This window comes from Pseudoalteromonas luteoviolacea (assembly GCF_018100925.1).
GTDB classification, from domain to species: Bacteria; Pseudomonadota; Gammaproteobacteria; order Enterobacterales; family Alteromonadaceae; genus Pseudoalteromonas; species Pseudoalteromonas obscura.
Genome location: NZ_JAGJEH010000003.1, coordinates 623,227 through 640,249, shown reverse-complemented (window position 1 = coordinate 640,249; position 17,023 = coordinate 623,227). Strand labels below are relative to the sequence as shown.

The 17,023-nt window shown below is 41.2% G+C and carries 13 protein-coding genes and 2 pseudogenes; 8 read left to right on the top strand and 7 right to left on the bottom strand.

The features are described 5' to 3' along the window. The first annotated feature begins 73 nt into the window (after positions 1-73). The gene (locus J8M00_RS08905) at positions 74-2,275 is read left to right on the top strand and encodes a tetratricopeptide repeat protein (RefSeq protein WP_211009895.1); all 2,202 of its coding nucleotides are present in this window, start codon (positions 74-76) and stop codon (positions 2,273-2,275) included. Here the strand turns inward: J8M00_RS08905 and J8M00_RS08900 are convergent. Further along, positions 2,259-2,855, bottom strand: coding sequence for a porin family protein (locus tag J8M00_RS08900; RefSeq protein ID WP_211009894.1), 597 nt, complete (start codon positions 2,853-2,855; stop codon positions 2,259-2,261). The genes J8M00_RS08905 and J8M00_RS08900 overlap by 17 nt on opposite strands. 111 nt (positions 2,856-2,966) lie before the next feature. Beyond that, positions 2,967-3,818 (bottom strand): LysR family transcriptional regulator, encoded by an 852-nt coding sequence (locus tag J8M00_RS08895; RefSeq protein ID WP_211009893.1) that lies wholly within the window; start codon positions 3,816-3,818, stop codon positions 2,967-2,969. A 109-nt stretch (positions 3,819-3,927) separates the two neighbouring features. On the opposite strand from J8M00_RS08895, the gene J8M00_RS08890 reads away from it, so the two are divergent. Further along, positions 3,928-4,584, top strand: coding sequence for a glutathione S-transferase family protein (locus J8M00_RS08890; protein WP_211009892.1), 657 nt, complete (start codon positions 3,928-3,930; stop codon positions 4,582-4,584). A 68-nt stretch (positions 4,585-4,652) separates the two neighbouring features. Continuing rightward, the gene (locus tag J8M00_RS08885) at positions 4,653-5,117 is read left to right on the top strand and encodes a hypothetical protein (protein WP_211009891.1); all 465 of its coding nucleotides are present in this window, start codon (positions 4,653-4,655) and stop codon (positions 5,115-5,117) included. Between the two features lie 59 nt (positions 5,118-5,176). Here the strand turns inward: J8M00_RS08885 and J8M00_RS08880 are convergent, their stop codons facing one another. The 3 genes from J8M00_RS08880 to J8M00_RS08870 all read right to left on the bottom strand — a co-directional run bounded on the left by J8M00_RS08880 (position 5,177) and on the right by J8M00_RS08870 (position 7,404). After that, positions 5,177-5,542 (bottom strand): hypothetical protein, encoded by a 366-nt coding sequence (locus J8M00_RS08880; RefSeq protein ID WP_211009890.1) that lies wholly within the window; start codon positions 5,540-5,542, stop codon positions 5,177-5,179. A 161-nt stretch (positions 5,543-5,703) separates the two neighbouring features. Further along, a complete protein-coding gene (locus J8M00_RS08875) occupies positions 5,704-6,468 on the bottom strand; it encodes a YdcF family protein (protein ID WP_211009889.1) in 765 nt (254 codons plus the stop codon). 48 nt (positions 6,469-6,516) lie between these two features. Further along, positions 6,517-7,404, bottom strand: coding sequence for a LysR substrate-binding domain-containing protein (locus J8M00_RS08870; protein WP_211009936.1), 888 nt, complete (start codon positions 7,402-7,404; stop codon positions 6,517-6,519). A 292-nt stretch (positions 7,405-7,696) separates the two neighbouring features. Here J8M00_RS08870 and J8M00_RS28230 point away from each other — a divergent pair. Both J8M00_RS28230 and J8M00_RS28225 read left to right on the top strand, forming a co-directional pair. Then, positions 7,697-8,604 (top strand): annotated as a pseudogene (locus J8M00_RS28230) (hypothetical protein). A 317-nt stretch (positions 8,605-8,921) separates the two neighbouring features. After that, positions 8,922-9,626, top strand: a pseudogene (locus J8M00_RS28225) (hypothetical protein). A 63-nt stretch (positions 9,627-9,689) separates the two neighbouring features. Here J8M00_RS28225 and J8M00_RS08860 read toward each other — a convergent pair. Next, the gene (locus tag J8M00_RS08860) at positions 9,690-12,092 is read right to left on the bottom strand and encodes a bifunctional diguanylate cyclase/phosphodiesterase (RefSeq protein WP_432652261.1); all 2,403 of its coding nucleotides are present in this window, start codon (positions 12,090-12,092) and stop codon (positions 9,690-9,692) included. A 288-nt stretch (positions 12,093-12,380) separates the two neighbouring features. On the opposite strand from J8M00_RS08860, the gene pyrC reads away from it, so the two are divergent. From pyrC to J8M00_RS08845, 3 genes are all read left to right on the top strand, one after another. Next, the gene (gene pyrC / locus J8M00_RS08855; RefSeq protein ID WP_211009888.1) at positions 12,381-13,421 is read left to right on the top strand and encodes a dihydroorotase; all 1,041 of its coding nucleotides are present in this window, start codon (positions 12,381-12,383) and stop codon (positions 13,419-13,421) included. A gap of 799 nt (positions 13,422-14,220) precedes the next feature. Beyond that, positions 14,221-14,526, top strand: a complete 306-nt coding sequence (locus J8M00_RS08850; protein WP_023400905.1) for an H-NS histone family protein — start codon at positions 14,221-14,223, stop codon at positions 14,524-14,526. Positions 14,527-14,874: 348 nt separating this feature from the next. Next, positions 14,875-16,617 carry a DEAD/DEAH box helicase family protein gene (locus J8M00_RS08845; protein ID WP_211009934.1) on the top strand — a complete coding sequence of 581 codons (1,743 nt, stop codon included), beginning with the start codon at positions 14,875-14,877 and terminating at the stop codon, positions 16,615-16,617. A 48-nt stretch (positions 16,618-16,665) separates the two neighbouring features. Here J8M00_RS08845 and J8M00_RS08840 read toward each other — a convergent pair whose 3' ends face one another. After that, complete coding sequence (locus J8M00_RS08840) at positions 16,666-16,995, bottom strand: ribonuclease E inhibitor RraB (protein ID WP_211009887.1); 330 nt, start codon at positions 16,993-16,995, stop codon at positions 16,666-16,668. Between the last annotated feature and the right edge of the window lie 28 nt (positions 16,996-17,023).

Genomic DNA, 17,023 nt, shown 5'->3' with positions numbered 1-17,023 from the left:
CTGAATAACAAGCGGGTGCTGCTGAACCATTTTTAGTTATCGAAACGCCATTTTGTGAGAGTCGCTCTGTACTGTGTTATTTGGTCACCAAGTTAGTTTACTGCTTATTTTATTGTTATCAATACCGCTCACTTATGCGAGTGATGAGCAGGTACAGACTTCATTATCTCAACTTTCCCTCTCATTGGAACAGAATCCAAAACAAACGCTAGTCAAAGTAGATGAGCTGAATCAGCTATTCATACACCCGCAGCCAAGTTCTCGTTTTTGGTTTGAACTTAAAATTATAGAGGCCAAGGCGAAGACTAAACTAGGTCTCTTTATGGAGGCCAAGCAGCATCTATACGAACTAGAGTCATATCTTCCTGTAATGAGTAAATTTGAGGAAGCGCCAGCACAGATCAAATTATTGCAAGCTCAGCTAGCAATTAAGCAAAGCGATATAAGTGCGGGCTTATTGCTATTGGAGCAAGCACGAAATTTGGTGCCAAAAGAACACCTGACTTTACGAAGTGATATATTGCATTTACTCGCTCGAGCTTTGAGGTATCAAGCTAACTACAGTGAGGCTGAACGGGTCATTAAAGATGCCATTTCACTGGTTGCCCCGATCGAAGACAAAGCGCGTTTAGCAACCTATTATAACCAGCTAGGTGTGATATACGATTACATGGGAAGTTTGCAACTCGCATTACGTTTTCACGAAAAGTCTCTCAACATACAGCGCCAGCAACAAAACCAACAGGGCATATCCAACTCGCTGTATAATATTGGCGAGATTTATCGAGATCTAGAAAAGTATCCACAGGCACTTCAGCACTTTAAGCAAGCCTTAGAAGTGGATAAAGCCCTTGGTGATCCCATTCATATCGCCAACAGTCACGGCAAGCTAAGTCAAGTTCATTTGCAGCTCGGAAAGATCAGTGAAGCACTTGAGCATAGCCAAGAAGGTATCAAACTAGCGCGTGCAAGTGGCGCCAATAGCGATCTAGCTTGGCAGCTGAGTATTTTAGCCAATATTTATGTTGCACAGTCAGCTTTAGCACAGGCTCTATCAGTGGCACAAGAGGCTTTAGAGCTTGCCATTGAAGCAAAAGCAAAACGCACAGAGCATACTGTTCGAATAGTTATCATAGAGATCCGCCTTGCCCAAGCGCAGTACAGACAGGCGTTATCCGAAATCGAAGCTGTGATGGCACTGCCAGCAATTGGCAACTCATATCGCGCTACTTTGCTGAAATATCAGGCGCAAGCGTTACAGCAGCTAGAAGAATATAAGCTCGCAATGCAAAGTCTTGAAGCATTTATAGATGCTAAAACTCAGTTGTATCATGATCTGGATAAACAGCAAGCGCTGACCATGCAGCAAAACGTTGAATTTATACGGCAAGAGCAGGCTTTGAAACTGATCCAAAATGAACAAGCACTGGCAAAAGCAACCCTTGAAAACTTAAAATTACAACGTGGTATGGGAGCTTCGTTGCTGTTGTGTTTTATGGCAGTTGCGATTTATATTTACAAAAGACAAAAACAGAAGCAGCAATTTGTTGAGCTAGAATCCGATATGATGGCTGAATCCCTAGCGCAGAAAAATCGCTTATTGGCTGACGTCTCTCACGAACTAAGAACTCCACTTGCGGCTTTAAAATTGACTGTAGAAGCGATGCAGCACAATATAGAGCCAGATCCGGTCAAAGGTTTTTTGAAAATCCAGAAAAAGATCAGTCACCTCGATAATTTAATCAAAGATATCTACCAATCAGCGCAATTTGATAATGATGCCATGGTGTTAGATCAACAGCCTGTAGATGTCAGCATACTGCTTAATGAAATTGTCGAGGAGTTTCAGCCCATGTATGCGACAAAGCAACAAACCTTGTCATTCTCTGAAAAAGTGCACGATTGCATTTGTAACTTGGATGCAGCGAGGATCCGTCAGGTTATTTTCAACCTTTTGAGAAATAGTCATTTTTATACCAGTTCAAACGGAAAAACACAGATATCAATGAACGTGGATGAAAAGGGTTTGACGGTCTTAGTCGAAGATTCATTTCCAGGTGTCGCTAACGAAGATTTAGAGAAAATATTTGAGCGCTTATATCGCTGCGAGGGCTCGCGTAGTAGAGATCATGGAGGCTCGGGTCTTGGCTTGGCGATCTGTCAGCAGATCATCCAAGCACACAAGGGGGATATCAGTGCTTCACACAGCGAAATGGGCGGAGTTGCCATTACGCTGTATATACCACATCAGAGTTTACTTAAAAGCGATAGCTGACACCGACGCCAAGTGCAGATACGTCTAGGTCACCCATATCGAGGTACTGATAGCTGACGTTCATTGCCATGCCATTTTGCCAGTCGAATTGCCAGCCTAGTTCGGCAACAAAACCGACACCGTCATCTTCTTCTAAGGTTTTACTTCCTCGGTTGAGTTCGTAGTCGTAAAAGTTAGCACCCAATTTGCCGTATAGTGAGTTTCGTTCTGTCAATTTATACTGGCCTTTGGCTGCGACGATTAAATTGCCATAATCCAAATCGTTAGCACCTATTTCGAATAAGGTCTTATTCAATTGAGTGCAGGTGAACTTTCTGTTTTTTGTGTCTGTGCATTCCCACTCATCTGAATCACCGCCGCCGTTTAGACCCACCTCAAGTGCCCAAGTTGGGTCAAACTGGTAGTTGTAATAGACGTACAGTTGGCCAACGCCGTCGCCATCTTGGCTAGAGCTTTTGTATGATGCTGAGCCACCAGATAACTGGGCACCTACTCTGTGCTTGTCATCGCTGATGTTTGCCATTGTTGAAAAAGAAGTTGCCGCAGCCAGTACTAGTGAGAGTAGAGATAAAGTTTTCATTACGCATATTCCATTTGGTTAACTTGTGACTCAGTTTAGGGCCAAGGCCTGTGAGAGTCTGTGGCACCGTTGTCAAAAAATGTAAGGGTCAGTGAAAATATGCGAAAAACGCTATTCTGAACTAAAACGATATTGGAACTGCTGACAGATTTGTTCTACTTGGTTTTGGGAAACTACGGTGGAAGAACCACTGTGTTTTACTAAAGCAATTTCGATACTAGGTAGCGCTGGTAATCGCGGATCTTTTAGTACAGGTAGGGTATTTCGGCTCAAATTAGCCATAGCGGATATTGCTAGCTCTTGTTTAACCAAACCGCGTAGTGCACTGGCACTGCCTGAGCAAGCGATAACTCTAAAAGCTTGATTTTGTTTCATCAAGCCTTCGATCGCCGCTTGGTGAAATCGACACTCTTTTTGAAAAACAGCAAGGGGGAGTGTTGGTTGCTCTAAAAGATTGGCTTGGTTTGCACCAACCCAGACGCCGTGATCTTGGCAGAGTAAATAGCCTTGCTCTGAATTGGCACTACGCGTCACGATGGCAAGATCGAGTAGCCCTTGGTCTAGTTGGCTTAGCAGTTGTGGGCTTGACGCACATGTAACTTGCAGGTCCAAGTGTTCTACATATTGGTGTAACAGCTCAATGAGTGTAGGCAGGACAGATTCGGCATAATCATCTGGGCATCCTAGCTGCAGCAGTGTTTTGGGACTCGCTGAAGCCAGATTTGTTAGTGCACTTTGCTGCAGTTGGACTATTTTTTTTGCGTAACCCACCAAAGCCATGCCTTCACTGGTTAAATGTAGTTGCCGCCCTTCTTTAACAAACAACTGCTGTCCTATGTCCTGCTGCAACTTCTTCATTTGCATGCTGATGGCTGATTGTGTTTTGTGCATTTGTGTGGCTGTGCGTGTAAAGCTACCGGTTTCGACAAATGCGAGAAAACTTTTTAAAGCTTCTATATCCATGTATCAAATATATTGATGTATTGTATTTAAATTATCCGCTAGTTTTAATCTAAATTGCAATCTAGCATTAACTGTCTTTTTAATGAGTTTTAAATTTAAAGGAGTTACGATGCAGCTATTTATTGGAAATAAAAATTATTCCACATGGTCACTGAGAGCTTGGTTACTACTTGAAAAGTTTGATGTGGACTATGAGGAAGTAAAACTTGGTTTAGAAACGGCGCAATTTTACAATACCTTAAAAAATATCAGTCCAACGTTAAAAGTGCCGACATTAGTTGATGGCAATGTGACTGTCTGGGAATCACTCGCTATTTTGGAATATATCAACGAAACTTATTTATCTGGGCAAGCCTTACCTGAAAATCGCGAACAAAGGGCACGTGCTCGCGCATTGTGTGCTGAAATGCACAGTGGTTTCTCAGCTTTAAAAAATGCCATGCCCATGAATATTAGAGCGAAACGTCATGTTGAAGTCGACGCAAAGGTGTCCAAAGACATTCAGAGAATTGAGGATATTTTCACAGAGCAAACGCAGTATGACTATCAGGGGGGCTGGCTGTTTGGTCATTGGACAATAGTAGATGCTATGTATGCTCCGGTTTGTATGCGATTTTATACCTATGGCGTTACGCTTAACGAAACAGCTTCAAGATATGTAGAGCATGTATTGGCTTGTCCTGTACTGAGTAAGTGGCGAGAGCAGGCACTACTTGAACATGAAGTCGTTGAGTGTGATGAAGCTGGTATTGAACGAAAAGAGTAAATAGTCACTCCATAATTTAGTCCTAATTTAGCGTTAGCATTACGGGAGTCGTATTGATAGGAAAGAGCATGGAACTTGTTGCCGTAAATGATTTGAACCAAGCAGTGTACTTTAACCTTGCGCAGGCTTATGAAGCTGAGTTCTCTAAATTAACAGAAAAAGAGCCACGACAAGACGGCATGTTTGAGTTAGATACAGATATTGCACAAGAGCAAGTATCTGCTTTTATCTGTTATATATCAGGCGTGCCTGCTGGGATTGCTGCGATTTATATGCAGTCTGACAAAGATATGGAGGTTGCAGAGTTTTATATTGTGCCAGTATTTAGAAAAGCAAAGTTAGGTACTCGGTTTGCGCATGCGTTGTGGACGCTATATCCAGGAAGTTGGACTGTGAAGCAAATAGAAGGCGCGGATTATGCCACTGAATTTTGGTGCAGTGCAATTAGTACGTTACCAGGGTTAGGGTTAGTGGAAGATGAGTATGTAGACCCATACTGGGGGAAGGTAACAAGACAGCGTTTTGAGTGTTAGTTTGCCCTAGGGAAATGAGGGTGCCAACATGGATGAATGTGGCACCACACATTTAGTGCTTAAACAACACCGCGAGGAAGACGACAGTCGTGGTCTTTCTCTGCAAGCTCTACAATCCAAGCTTCCTCAGCCTTGTAGCCTTCTTCGTTTGCTGTTACAACGTTAAAGGCAGCAGCTTTTGCTTTAACAGCTGGTGCTGCTTTTTTTGCTGCCGGCTTTTTAGCTGGCTTTGCTTCCGCTTTAGTGCCAGCAGAACCTGAAGTTAGTTCTTCGGTTAATGCCGCGACGTCAGCTAGGCGCATATTTTTGCCGCCATCAATGCTGTACCAGCCTGGTTTGATTGTGATTTCAGGCTTTTTGCCATTCACAGCTTCATAAGCAGCTTCAAATGCGCTTAGAACTTCAGTCTTATCAAGTTTACTCATCGTAGATCCCAGTCGTGTTGTACGTGGATACGCAGGTTAAGAATAAACGCCATTTATACCTATTTTTGAGCAATTTTTCAATTTTTTGCGTTTTTAAGCACAGATTCAAGTTTCATTAGGTCTAACTTTATGCAATTTACACCTTTTTACCGTACATGTGCTCACAGGGCTTCACTGTCTAGCGCTCGCCTAAGGGTTATCCACTTTTGGCCAATCCACTCGTGAGTATAGGCTGTAATGGTGTTTAGTACGCTGCTAGAGGCAATAAATTTCATATAAGTTGGGGTATTGTGGTAGCTGAATACTTCAGCAGGGGAAGGATACGTATCAATTCCCTGTGCAGAGAAGAGATCTTGTGCACGACGCATATGGCTCGCTGACGTAACGAGGATCACCTTGCTGTCTACTAAACGCGGCGCTAAAAGTTTGGCCTCTTGAGCAGTGTCATAAGCTTTTGGGTTTTGTCTAATGCGATGTGAACTGATCCCCAAAGATAGGGCTGCTTGTGCCATGAGCTCGCTACTTGTTACATTGCTTAAACCTGCGCCGGAGACAATTAATTCAGCATTAGGGTAAATGCGCGCAAGTCTAATGCCCTCAACAAGTCTTGCTATGCCTGTACTCGAAAGTTGCTGATTTGCTGTTAGCTTTGTATTGGGGTGCACGCCGCTGCCCAGAACGACAATTGCATCAATCTGCGGGTGTGCTTTTACAGAGAATGTTTTCTGAGTTTGCTCTTTGTACGTAATTATGAAGTTTGCAAAAAAAGGGGTACTGATCATCCATAACGTTAGAACAGTGCTTAGACAGGCTAGGTAGCTTTTTTTGTTTGCTTTAGAGGTAAGCAGTAATAAAAGAAAAATAATAATAAGAGACATAGGTAGCGGCATCAGTAGGCTACCGAGAATTTTTTTTAGTTCAAACATAATTAGCTCTAACTTTCCCAGTTAGAGCTAGTTTACCCTGTCTGTCTATTATCGGCTAATAGATTGCTTACACGTATTCAAAAAGTGTCTGTAAACAGGGTTATCTTTCATGCTCTTTTTCATTGCTAGGTACATTGGGCGACTGAGGCCGAGTGCACCGAGTGGAATGGACTTTATAAGTCCCTGGCTTTCATATGGTGTTACTAGCCAATCCGGCAGTGCTGCGACACCCATACCAGCACTGACTAGTTGAAAGATCAGAAGGCCCTGATCGACCGACTTGAGTGTACCATCAAAGCGAGCATTTTGAATAAAGTGCTTAAATATATCTTGTCGCTCTTTAGGGATCGGGTAAGAAATGATTGTTTCATCTTTGAGATCTAGTGCCGTGACATAGGCTTTTTTGGCAAGTTCATGATCCGGTGCAACAATTAACTTCAGTTTGAAATCAAAAACGTGTGCATATTCCAGCTGTTCAGGCTCTCTAATATCTGAAGTAAGTACAATATCCAACTCGTCATTTAGTAACTCAGGGATCGCGTCATAGCTGAATCCTTGTTCGTAATCTACGCGGATATCTGGCCAAAAATTATTGAACTCTTTGATAGTTGGTAATAACCAATGAAAGCAGGCGTGGCATTCAACACTCAACTTTAGTTGAGATATTGGTTGATTCAAGCTTTCTTTGAGTCGGCATTTAGTTGCTTCTACTTTAGGTAATACTTCACCGGCTAGCTCTAATAGCAACATACCTTGTGGGGTGAACCGCACAGGTTGGGTTTTACGTTCAAATAATTGACAATCTAATTTATTTTCTAGATCTTTAATTTGATGAGACAAAGCAGACTGAGTTAAAAATAACTCACGTGCAGTGTTCACCAGTGATCCAGTATCTTTCAGGGTAGCAATGGTTTTTAGGTGCTTAATGTCTATCATCATTAATAAATCTCATTCTAAACGTGAGTAAAACTCAGATTACATCCATATTACGCTGTACTAGCAGGTCATTCAACGTCTAGACGTCTACAATTCCACCAGCGATTGTTCAAAATTTCACTAAATCACTATAACACTATTTTTGACAGCGTTGTCATTATTTATTTAACTTTTTTTAAAAAAAATACAATTTAATTTTGCTCAAGTTGCATTTGAGAATCGATCAGTTGAGAAAAATCTACATTAGAATTAGGTTTTAGACGTCTAAATATCTAAGGCGGGGTAATTCATCATGGTCACTATTCATAATTTAGGTTTTCCCCGCATTGGCAAAAAGCGTGAACTCAAATTTGCACTAGAAAGTTACCGGGCTGGTAAGATCTCTCGCACAGAGTTGATCGAAAAAGGGCGTGCGATCCGTGCTGAGAATTGGCTTTACAGGCAGAGCAAGGTATTGAGCTATTACCTGTCGGAGACTTTGCTTGGTGTGATCATGTATTGACGACTTCAATGTTGATTGGAGCAATACCTGAACGTCATCGCCAAAGCTGTGATGACGCCAATATTGACACTTTATTTCGCATTGCTCGAGGTCGCACACCTTCTGGTTGTGTATGTGCTGCGGGTGAAATGGCTAAGTGGTTTAACACCAATTATCACTACATTGTACCTGAGTTGAGTATTAACCAAGCTTTTAAACTAGGCTGGCAGGAGTTATTTGAGCAAGTTAGTGAAGCTCAGCAGTTTAGATATAAAGTAAAGCCTGTGTTGATAGGTCCTGTTACTTATTTATTTTTGGCAAAATGTGCAGGAGAAGAGTTTGACAAACTGACATTGCTAGATAGTTTGTTGAATGTTTATCAACAAATATTGGCAAAGCTCGCAGAGCAAAATATTGAGTGGGTTCAAATCGATGAGCCTATTTTAGCACTGGAAATTGACGACAGTTATCGATCTGCATTAAAAACCAGCCTAGATAAATTGTCCGGTCAGGGCTTTAAAATATTACTTGCAAGCTACTTTGACTCGGTGGCCAATTGTTATCAGGACATCGCCTCTTACCTTGTTGAAGGCATACATTTTGACTGTGTGACTGGTGAGCCAGGTATTGAAAAACTCGATGTACTATTGCGTGATGAGCAAATATTGTCTTTGGGTATTATCAACGGTAGAAAAAACGAGGAGATTGCCTATGGATAGCGCCATCATGTTCATTGCTTCACACGCCTGTCGATCTTGAACAAGAGGAAAAACTCGACTCTGAAATGAGATCTTGGCTCGTCTTTGCGAGACAAAAGGGTACCGAGTTATCTCTGTTCAAGAAGGCATTGTCAACTGACGGCTGTACTACGATTGCTGATTATTCAGCGCCTATCAAAGCGAGAAAGAATTGACCACGAGTAAATAACCTAGATGTTCAAGCAAGAGTAGCTAAATTAACGGAAACAGATGGTCAGCGTAACAATCCCTTTTCAACACGCAGTCTAAAGCTGGCGAATGTTTTACAGTTACCTTTATTGCCAACCACAACCATAGGTTCATTTCCACAGACACAGTCGATTAGAGTCGCACGACGCGCTTTTAAAGTTGGAGAGCTTACAGAAGCCGCTTATCACGCAAAAATGGAGGCCGAAATTTGCGATGCAGTGCATGCACAAGAGGCACTTGATTTGGATGTGCTGGTCCACGGTGAAGCTGAGCGAAATGATATGGTTGAGCATTTTGGTGAATTGCTAGATGGATTCGCCTGTACGTAATTTGGTTGGGTGCAAAGTTATGGCTCTCGCTGTGTTAAACCGCCTGTCATTTGGGGAAACGTTGCAAGAGCTAGGCCTATGACTCTTGGCTGGACTGCGTTTGCCCACTCGTTAACTAAAAAGAAGATAAAAGGCAGGTTAACGGGGCTCATTACGCTACTATTTTGGTCTTTTATCCGTGATGATGGAGATAAACAAGGAATTGCCCATCAAATTGCCTTGGCACTTCGGGATGAAGTTGTTGACCTGTAAAATGCAGGTATCGAGATCATCCAAATTGACGAACCTGCATTCAGGGCAGGGATGCCACTCAAAGAGTCGCAGTGGTCAGCTTATTTAGATTGGGCAGCATACACTTTTCGTGTTTCTGCTGGTAGTGTAAAGAATGAAACGCAAATACACACACATATGGGTTACTCCGAATTCAATGACATCATTGAGGCGATAGCTGATTTGTGCTCTTAATTGCTCAAAGGAGTTGAAATGTACGAACCTAGATATGCCCTACGCGGGCATATCTAGTAATACTTAATCTGAGTGTTCAATTACTTTGGCTGATTGCGCATGTAAAAAAGCCAGCGCCTTTTGACTCGGCATTGGTCGAGAAACCAAATACCCTTGTCCCAACTGACACCCTTTACGTTTTAACCTTGCCCACTGTTTTGGCGTTTCAATTCCCTCAGCAACCACCTTCAACTGCAATGACTTTGCCAGCGATAAAATGGCGTCGATAAGCGGGCTGTCCTTTGTTGAAAGTTGCTCTACAAAGCTTTTGTCTATTTTTAAAACGTGAATGGGTAGCTGATGTAAATAACCGAGCGCTGAGTAGCCGGTCCCAAAGTCATCTAGGTACAGCTGTACGCCTAGCGGAGTAATACCGTTAATGATTTTAGTGGCGAGGTTTAAGTTTTCAATGAGGCCCGATTCTGTAATTTCTAAACATAAACTGCCGCTTGGCAATTTATACTCGTCGTACAGCGCGTGGATATATTCAATAAACTCTAAACTTGCAAAGTGCCGAGATGAGACATTGACAGTCATTTTTATGTCTGACACACCTTGTTGCCGCCAATTTGATAATTGCTTTGCTGCAAGGGTTAAAATATGTCGGTCTAATTCGATAATTTGCCCCGTACTTTCGGCAATAGGAATAAATTGATCAGGTGCAACTAATCCATTTTTTGGATGATGCCAGCGAACCAGTGCTTCAAAGCTGACTACCTTGGGCTGATTTAACGTAAAAATTGGTTGGTAGAACAATTCAAACTCGTCATTAAGAATTCCATGCTGTAAATCATTTTCTATGTCTGCTTGATGTTTCAATTTACTACGCATGGCATTGTTAAAATAACGGACCTGGCTTCGCCCGGCAGATTTAGCTTCGTACATGGCCGCATCGGCTTGTTGTAACAGTGTGATGGCATTGTCCGAGTCGTGTTCGGTGAATGCGACCCCAATACTGCTAGATGCCTGCAGCACATGTGTATCTATAGTGAATGGGTTTGCAATTGCTTGCGTCAATCTTTGTAGTGCTTTTGCGACTTGCTCTTCATCTTGGATATTTTCCATGAAGATAGCAAACTCGTCGCCGCCGAGTCTGGCAAAGGTATCTGTTTTACGAATGCATGTTTGTAGTGCTTTAACTATCGCTATTAAAAAGCGATCGCCTACATCGTGACCTAAAGAGTCGTTGATACTTTTAAAGCGGTCGAGATCGAGGTAAATCAGGCAGTGAAGATTTGACTGTGTTTGGCGACCGAGAGATAAGATTGCATGCTTCATTCTCTCTATTAATAAGTAGCGGTTGGCTAACCCTGTTAAGTCGTCGTGTAAGGCTCTATGCTCGAGCGCTTGTTTAGCCAATCGACGGTCAATGGCCATACTAATTTGTCGACTTATATAAGTTAGGATCGTGTAGTGCTGGCGATTAAATGTTTCATGTTGCTCATAACTTTGCAAAACAATCACGCCTTGATATTGATCATTGACTATAAAAGGCACCCCAAGCCAAGCTTGGGGAGAGCGGCCTATCATTTCAAAATGACCTTGACTAATATGGTGCTGAAATTGCTGGTGGTCACACAATAAGGCGGACTGTGTCCGGATCACATAATATGAAGCGGTATGCTTCAGTTGCGACTTGGACACTTTTTGCTGCGCAAGACACTTATTACCATCCTCTATTAAATACTCGATCTCAAGCATATCTTGTTTGGTATCGTAGATGCCGATAAAGCAATTGTTAGCTGGTAACACGGTATTGATTATTTTATAAAGCTCATCGTAAAACGTATCAAGCTCTTGAGAATGGTAAGTTATATTGGCGATTTTCAGGATACATTTTTCGATTAGCTGCGCTTCATTGAGCTGAGAAACCGTTGCCGTGAGGTGGTCTACCGTGCGAACTTGGTATATTTTGGCGCTTAATAAGTGAGCGACGGTTGAGAGTATTTGTAAGTGGCTTGAAGTAAAATAGTTTTGCTCTGGATGTTCGCAATCGATGACGCCGATTAATTGTTCTTTATATACCAACGGAACGCAAAGCTCGGAGAGCGCAGGCTGGGAATCCGCGATATACATCGGCTCTAGAGACAAGTCACCAGATATAAATGGTTTTTTTGTTCGTGCAACATGGCCAGTTATTCCGGCCGCGATTGGAATAGTCTGCTGTGCTACCTCATAGCGTTCACTGTGTTGTGCAACACCCATACTGGCAACAACCTCTAAACACTGGCAATCTTGATCAGCTAAATAAATTACACAATCAACAAAACCTAAGCGTTTAACAACTTGTGAAGTAACGTAATCAAATAGCTCTTCTAAGTGGGTAATTTGCAATAACGAGGATGAAAACTGATTGATAATGCTCAACTGTTCTGTTTTTGATTCTAGTTTTTTTTCTAACAGCATAGGCAATACTCGGTTGGACATTGATTGTACGTTATCTTACTTAACAATGTAATCTCAAATTATGTTGTAAAAAAGTAGAAATACCACTGTAAAAAAAAGCGCACAATCCGTACTTTAAACAGGTACGGTTGGGACGTAAATGTGTTAAGCCTTTTATATATTGATACCTTATTTAGCATTACATCCAAATGAACACCGCAGGAATACAGTTGAGCCAGCACATTATGTCGCCTACAAAATACCTTGAATAGCTTTACTAAAAGCCTTACAGCGCCTATGATCGGGCAAATTCAGCAGTGGAAATTAGCAATGACAAGTAATCAGACCCTTACCATTACTCGCCCAGATGATTGGCACGTACACTTAAGAGACGGTGAAGTTCTTAAAGATACTGTGCGCGATATTAGTCGATATATGGGCCGCGCAATTATTATGCCTAACCTAGTACCTCCAGCGACTTGTACAGACACTGCGCTAGCATATCGAGATCGTATTATGGCAGCTGGGCCAAAAGCGGGTTTTGAACCGTTAATGGTTTTATATTTAACAGACAAAACGACGCCTGAAGAAATCAAAAAAGCAAAAGCAAGCGGTCATATTTTTGCTGCCAAGTTGTACCCAGCGGGGGCGACGACTAACTCTGATTCAGGTGTAACCGATATAGAAAAAGTATATCCAGCATTAGAGGCAATGCAGGAAGTGGGTATGCTGTTATTGATCCACGGTGAAGTAACTGACTCGTCTATCGACATTTTTGACAGAGAAAAAGTGTTTATTGAGACTAAGTTGGCAAAAATTGTTGATGCATTTCCAAAGTTAAAAATTGTACTTGAGCATATCACGACAAAAGATGCGGTAGAGTTTGTTCGCTCTGCACCGGACAATGTGGCGGCGACTATTACAGCACATCACCTGCTATACAATCGCAATCATATGTTAGCTGGTGGGATAAGACCTCACTATTACTGTCTTCCTATCCTTAAGCGCAATATTCACCAGCAGGCTTTAATTGATGCTGCGACCAGTGGAAGCAAAAAGTTTTTCTTAGGTACGGATTCTGCTCCGCACGCAAAAGATAAAAAAGAAGCTGCGTGTGGCTGTGCGGGAGCATATACCGCACATGCGGCAATAGAGTTATACGCTGAAGCTTTTGAAGAAGCGGGTGCACTGGATAAGCTAGAAGGTTTTGCGAGCTTCTTTGGCCCAGACTTTTATGGCTTGGAGCGCAATCGGGATACCATTACGTTGGAGAAGAGTGCTTGGCAAGTACCAGAGTCATATCCACTTGGTGACACTAATGTTGTGCCAATTAAAGCAGGCGCTACAATAGATTGGCAGGTTGTAGAATAACCATTATGTAACACCATTTATTGGATGTAATAATAAGGCTGCTTTTGCAGCCTTTTTTGAATCTAAACCAAATTGTTAGCTTACCAAAGTTAGACGCTATAAATTGGCTAACTCAAGCACGAATAACCCACAGTTAGGTAGCTCTCGATAATAAAGGTGAGTGACTATTTATAATCACTTTCATTTTGTCTAACTCTTTTTTTGACCAAACTATGCGATGTGAAAGCTTTGGTTATCCACGTGTGCTATGTATCTGTATCCCTCTAAATTAGTCATGTTCGCGCAGTAACTAGTATTATTCGACTATATTGGTTTGAGTTGTTTGTAATACGATTATGGCTGGATTCTGGTTCTCTTATTTTCAAATTTTAGTTGTGTGGTCTTACAAATGTGCAGTTAATTCTGATTGAGTTGCATTGGTTTTCCACGTAGTTTCAGGAAGCCTAACCTTGAGTTGACTGATAAATCTATTAAAAAGAGGTCTGATAACTTAGATAGTTTAAAAGTTAAAGAGAAAAGAATGTTGAAATTTTTATTAGAAAAATAGTGAATCCTCGTCAGAACAAGATATGCTAATTCTTTATTAAACATGGGCTTAATAAAATTCTGACACATGCAAAATGAAAAAAGTTAATGCAGGTTATGTTAATTGTTAAGGTGTACCTATTTTTAATAAATCACGATTTGATTAAAATAATGTCTATTAATTTGAAATTATATAAATATAATATACTCTCAGTATTAGAGCTTTTTAATACTTCAATGAAAATTGTAATCAACACTTTGTGAGAGAAATCTAATGCGTGAAATAAAATCTTTTATTAAAAATGCTAGCTTCAGTGAGCTAACTAAAGCACATGAACTACTTCAAGATGCAATTGCTCAACAACAAGAGCAAGCACAAGCTAAAGAAGAAGTACTAGCTCTGCTAAAAGAAAAGGGATTAACGCTAGATGACTTAGTTGGTTCTGGTGCTATGGACAAGCGCAGCAAAGTCAGTCCAAAATATCGAATTGAAATCGATGGTAAAGTCCATGAGTGGACCGGGCGCGGTAAAACACCAAAAGCGTTCGCAAACGTAAATTTAGATGATTATAAGATATAAGTATAAAATATTTTTAATCACTTTCTAAATTGAAAGGAACTATTCGTTTTAGCAGGTGGAGCACTAAATTGCTTCACCTGTTTTTATTTTCAATACAAAACCACGGCTTACCTGCTTCCATTTATATACTTCGATAGAACCTTACTTCTCTTTTATTCTAAAACTATTTCTTTTTTACTATTGAATTAATTACCTATAATAATTACAAAATATATTGTTGTACCTTATATAGGGTTTCTGTGCGATTACATAATTGTGTACTTTTATGTATGGCTATACCTTGGCGTAGCTCCTCGGGAAGATTCAGTGGTATACTTTTCTTTTGCGTAGATTGATTACTTGAGGTGCATTATTTATACGCTAAGACCCTACCAAAAAGAAGCGGTGGAAAACACCATCACACACTTTAGAAAAAGCAACTATCCTGCTGTCATTGTATTACCCACAGGGGCTGGAAAAAGTTTGGTTATTGCTGAGTTAGCGAGGGTTGCAAAGCGGAAAATATTAGTACTGACACATGTCAAAGAGTTGGTAGAGCAAAACGCTCAAAAATATGAGAGTTATGGATTAAAAGCGAGCATATTTTCTGCCGGTTTAAATAAAAAAGAGCTCGATCAGCAGGTCACTTTTGCATCTGTTCAATCATTGGCTCGTAATCTAGAGCAACTAAATACATTTTATTCTTTAGTCATTATCGATGAGTGTCACCGTGTCAGTGGCGACGAAGACAGTCAATATATGCAAGTAATAAACCGTCTGAAAGAATTTAATGCGCAACTAAAGCTACTGGGCTTAACTGCAACGCCTTATCGTCTAGGGCTTGGGTGGATATATCACGAGCATTACCATGGCTTTATAAGAGGTGATAAAGAGAGCCCATTTTCAAAGTGTATTTATGAATTGCCATTGCGCTATATGATCAATAATCAGTATTTGACACCGCCAAAGAAAGTTGATCCAGCGATTGAAAATTACGATTTTTCAGCATTAAAGCCAGATAGTTTTGGCAAGTTTAGTGAAAGTGATATGAATAACTTGCTAAGTAACCATACCCGCGCCACTAAAAGTATTATTGAGCATGTATTAAAGGAATCAGAGTCTCGGCAGGGCGTGATGATATTTGCTGCAACTGTGCTACATGCAAAAGAAATTGCCAGTTATTTGCCGAGTTCAGAGACTGAACTCGTTATCGGTGATACTGAAAACAAACAACGCGATAATATTATCGTTCGATTTAAGAATAAACAGATAAAGTTTTTAGTAAATGTGTCCGTATTAACGACCGGGTTTGACGCGCCCCATGTGGATTTTATCGCGATCCTGAGACCCACTGAATCTGTTAGTTTATATCAACAAATTGTGGGTAGAGGTCTTCGTTTGGATGAGGGTAAACGAGATTGTCTTGTCATTGATTACGCAGGTAACGACTTTGACCTTTTTCACCCAGAAGTCGGCAGTGTTAAACCCAACCCAGACAGTGAACCTGTTCAAGTTCTTTGTCCAGGCTGTGGGTTTGCCAATACATTCTGGGGCAAACTGGATGAGCAAGGTAAAGTTATTGAACATTTTGGCCGCCGTTGCAAAGGCGTTTTAGAGAATGAGGCCGAAGGTGAGTCGGTACAATGCGATTATCGCTTTCGGTTTAAAGAGTGTGATCACTGTGGTGCTGAAAATGACATCGCCGCACGCCAATGCCTCAATTGTGGCGAAGTCATGGCTGATCCAGACGACAAGTTGCGTGACGCACTAAATCTGAAAAATGCGTTAGTCATACGGTGTTGTGGCATGACTGCTGAAGTTATCAAGTCTGAGGTACTTAAAGTCACCTACTTTGATGAAGATGGCGCTGAAGCAAGTGAAGTGTATGACTTCAATGTCAAAGGCAGCAAGTTTTACTTTCATAAGAACTTTGCTAAGCGAGTTAAATCAGGTAATGCGTTGGGTAAATGGGGAAGTGCAAATGACGTTGATATAACAACCTTGACGGCCCCTGATTTTGTCATTGCAAAGCAACATAAGAAGTATGGCTGGCAAATAGTAGAGAAGATTTTTGACTATAAGGGTAATTTTAGAGTTGCAGACAAAAGTTAATACAATTGCAAGCCGCAGTATGTATAAGTCTGCGGCTTCATCAGGGACTTACTCTTGTGCCATTAAGCCCCAACCATCACCGTATCCTTCATGGCCATTTGCGATGGACTCAAGATATTGCTCTGTTTGAGCGAGCAACTCATGCATTGGAACCATAGTCACGGTAGTTAAAACTTCCCAAACACCAGTGTCTGGACATTTCCCTAACTTAGTTTGCGGTGCTAAATCGTCTTTACTGATGGTTTCAATAAAGCGCTCTGCATTATCTTTTTGCTCAAATAATATGTAGAAATCAATTTTTTGCATTTGCGTAAGATCGACGCCAGCAGCTGCTATCTCAGATAACAGTTGACCATTGTCATCGTTTGGAAATTGCATATCATCACTCAATTAGTAAAATTATGCA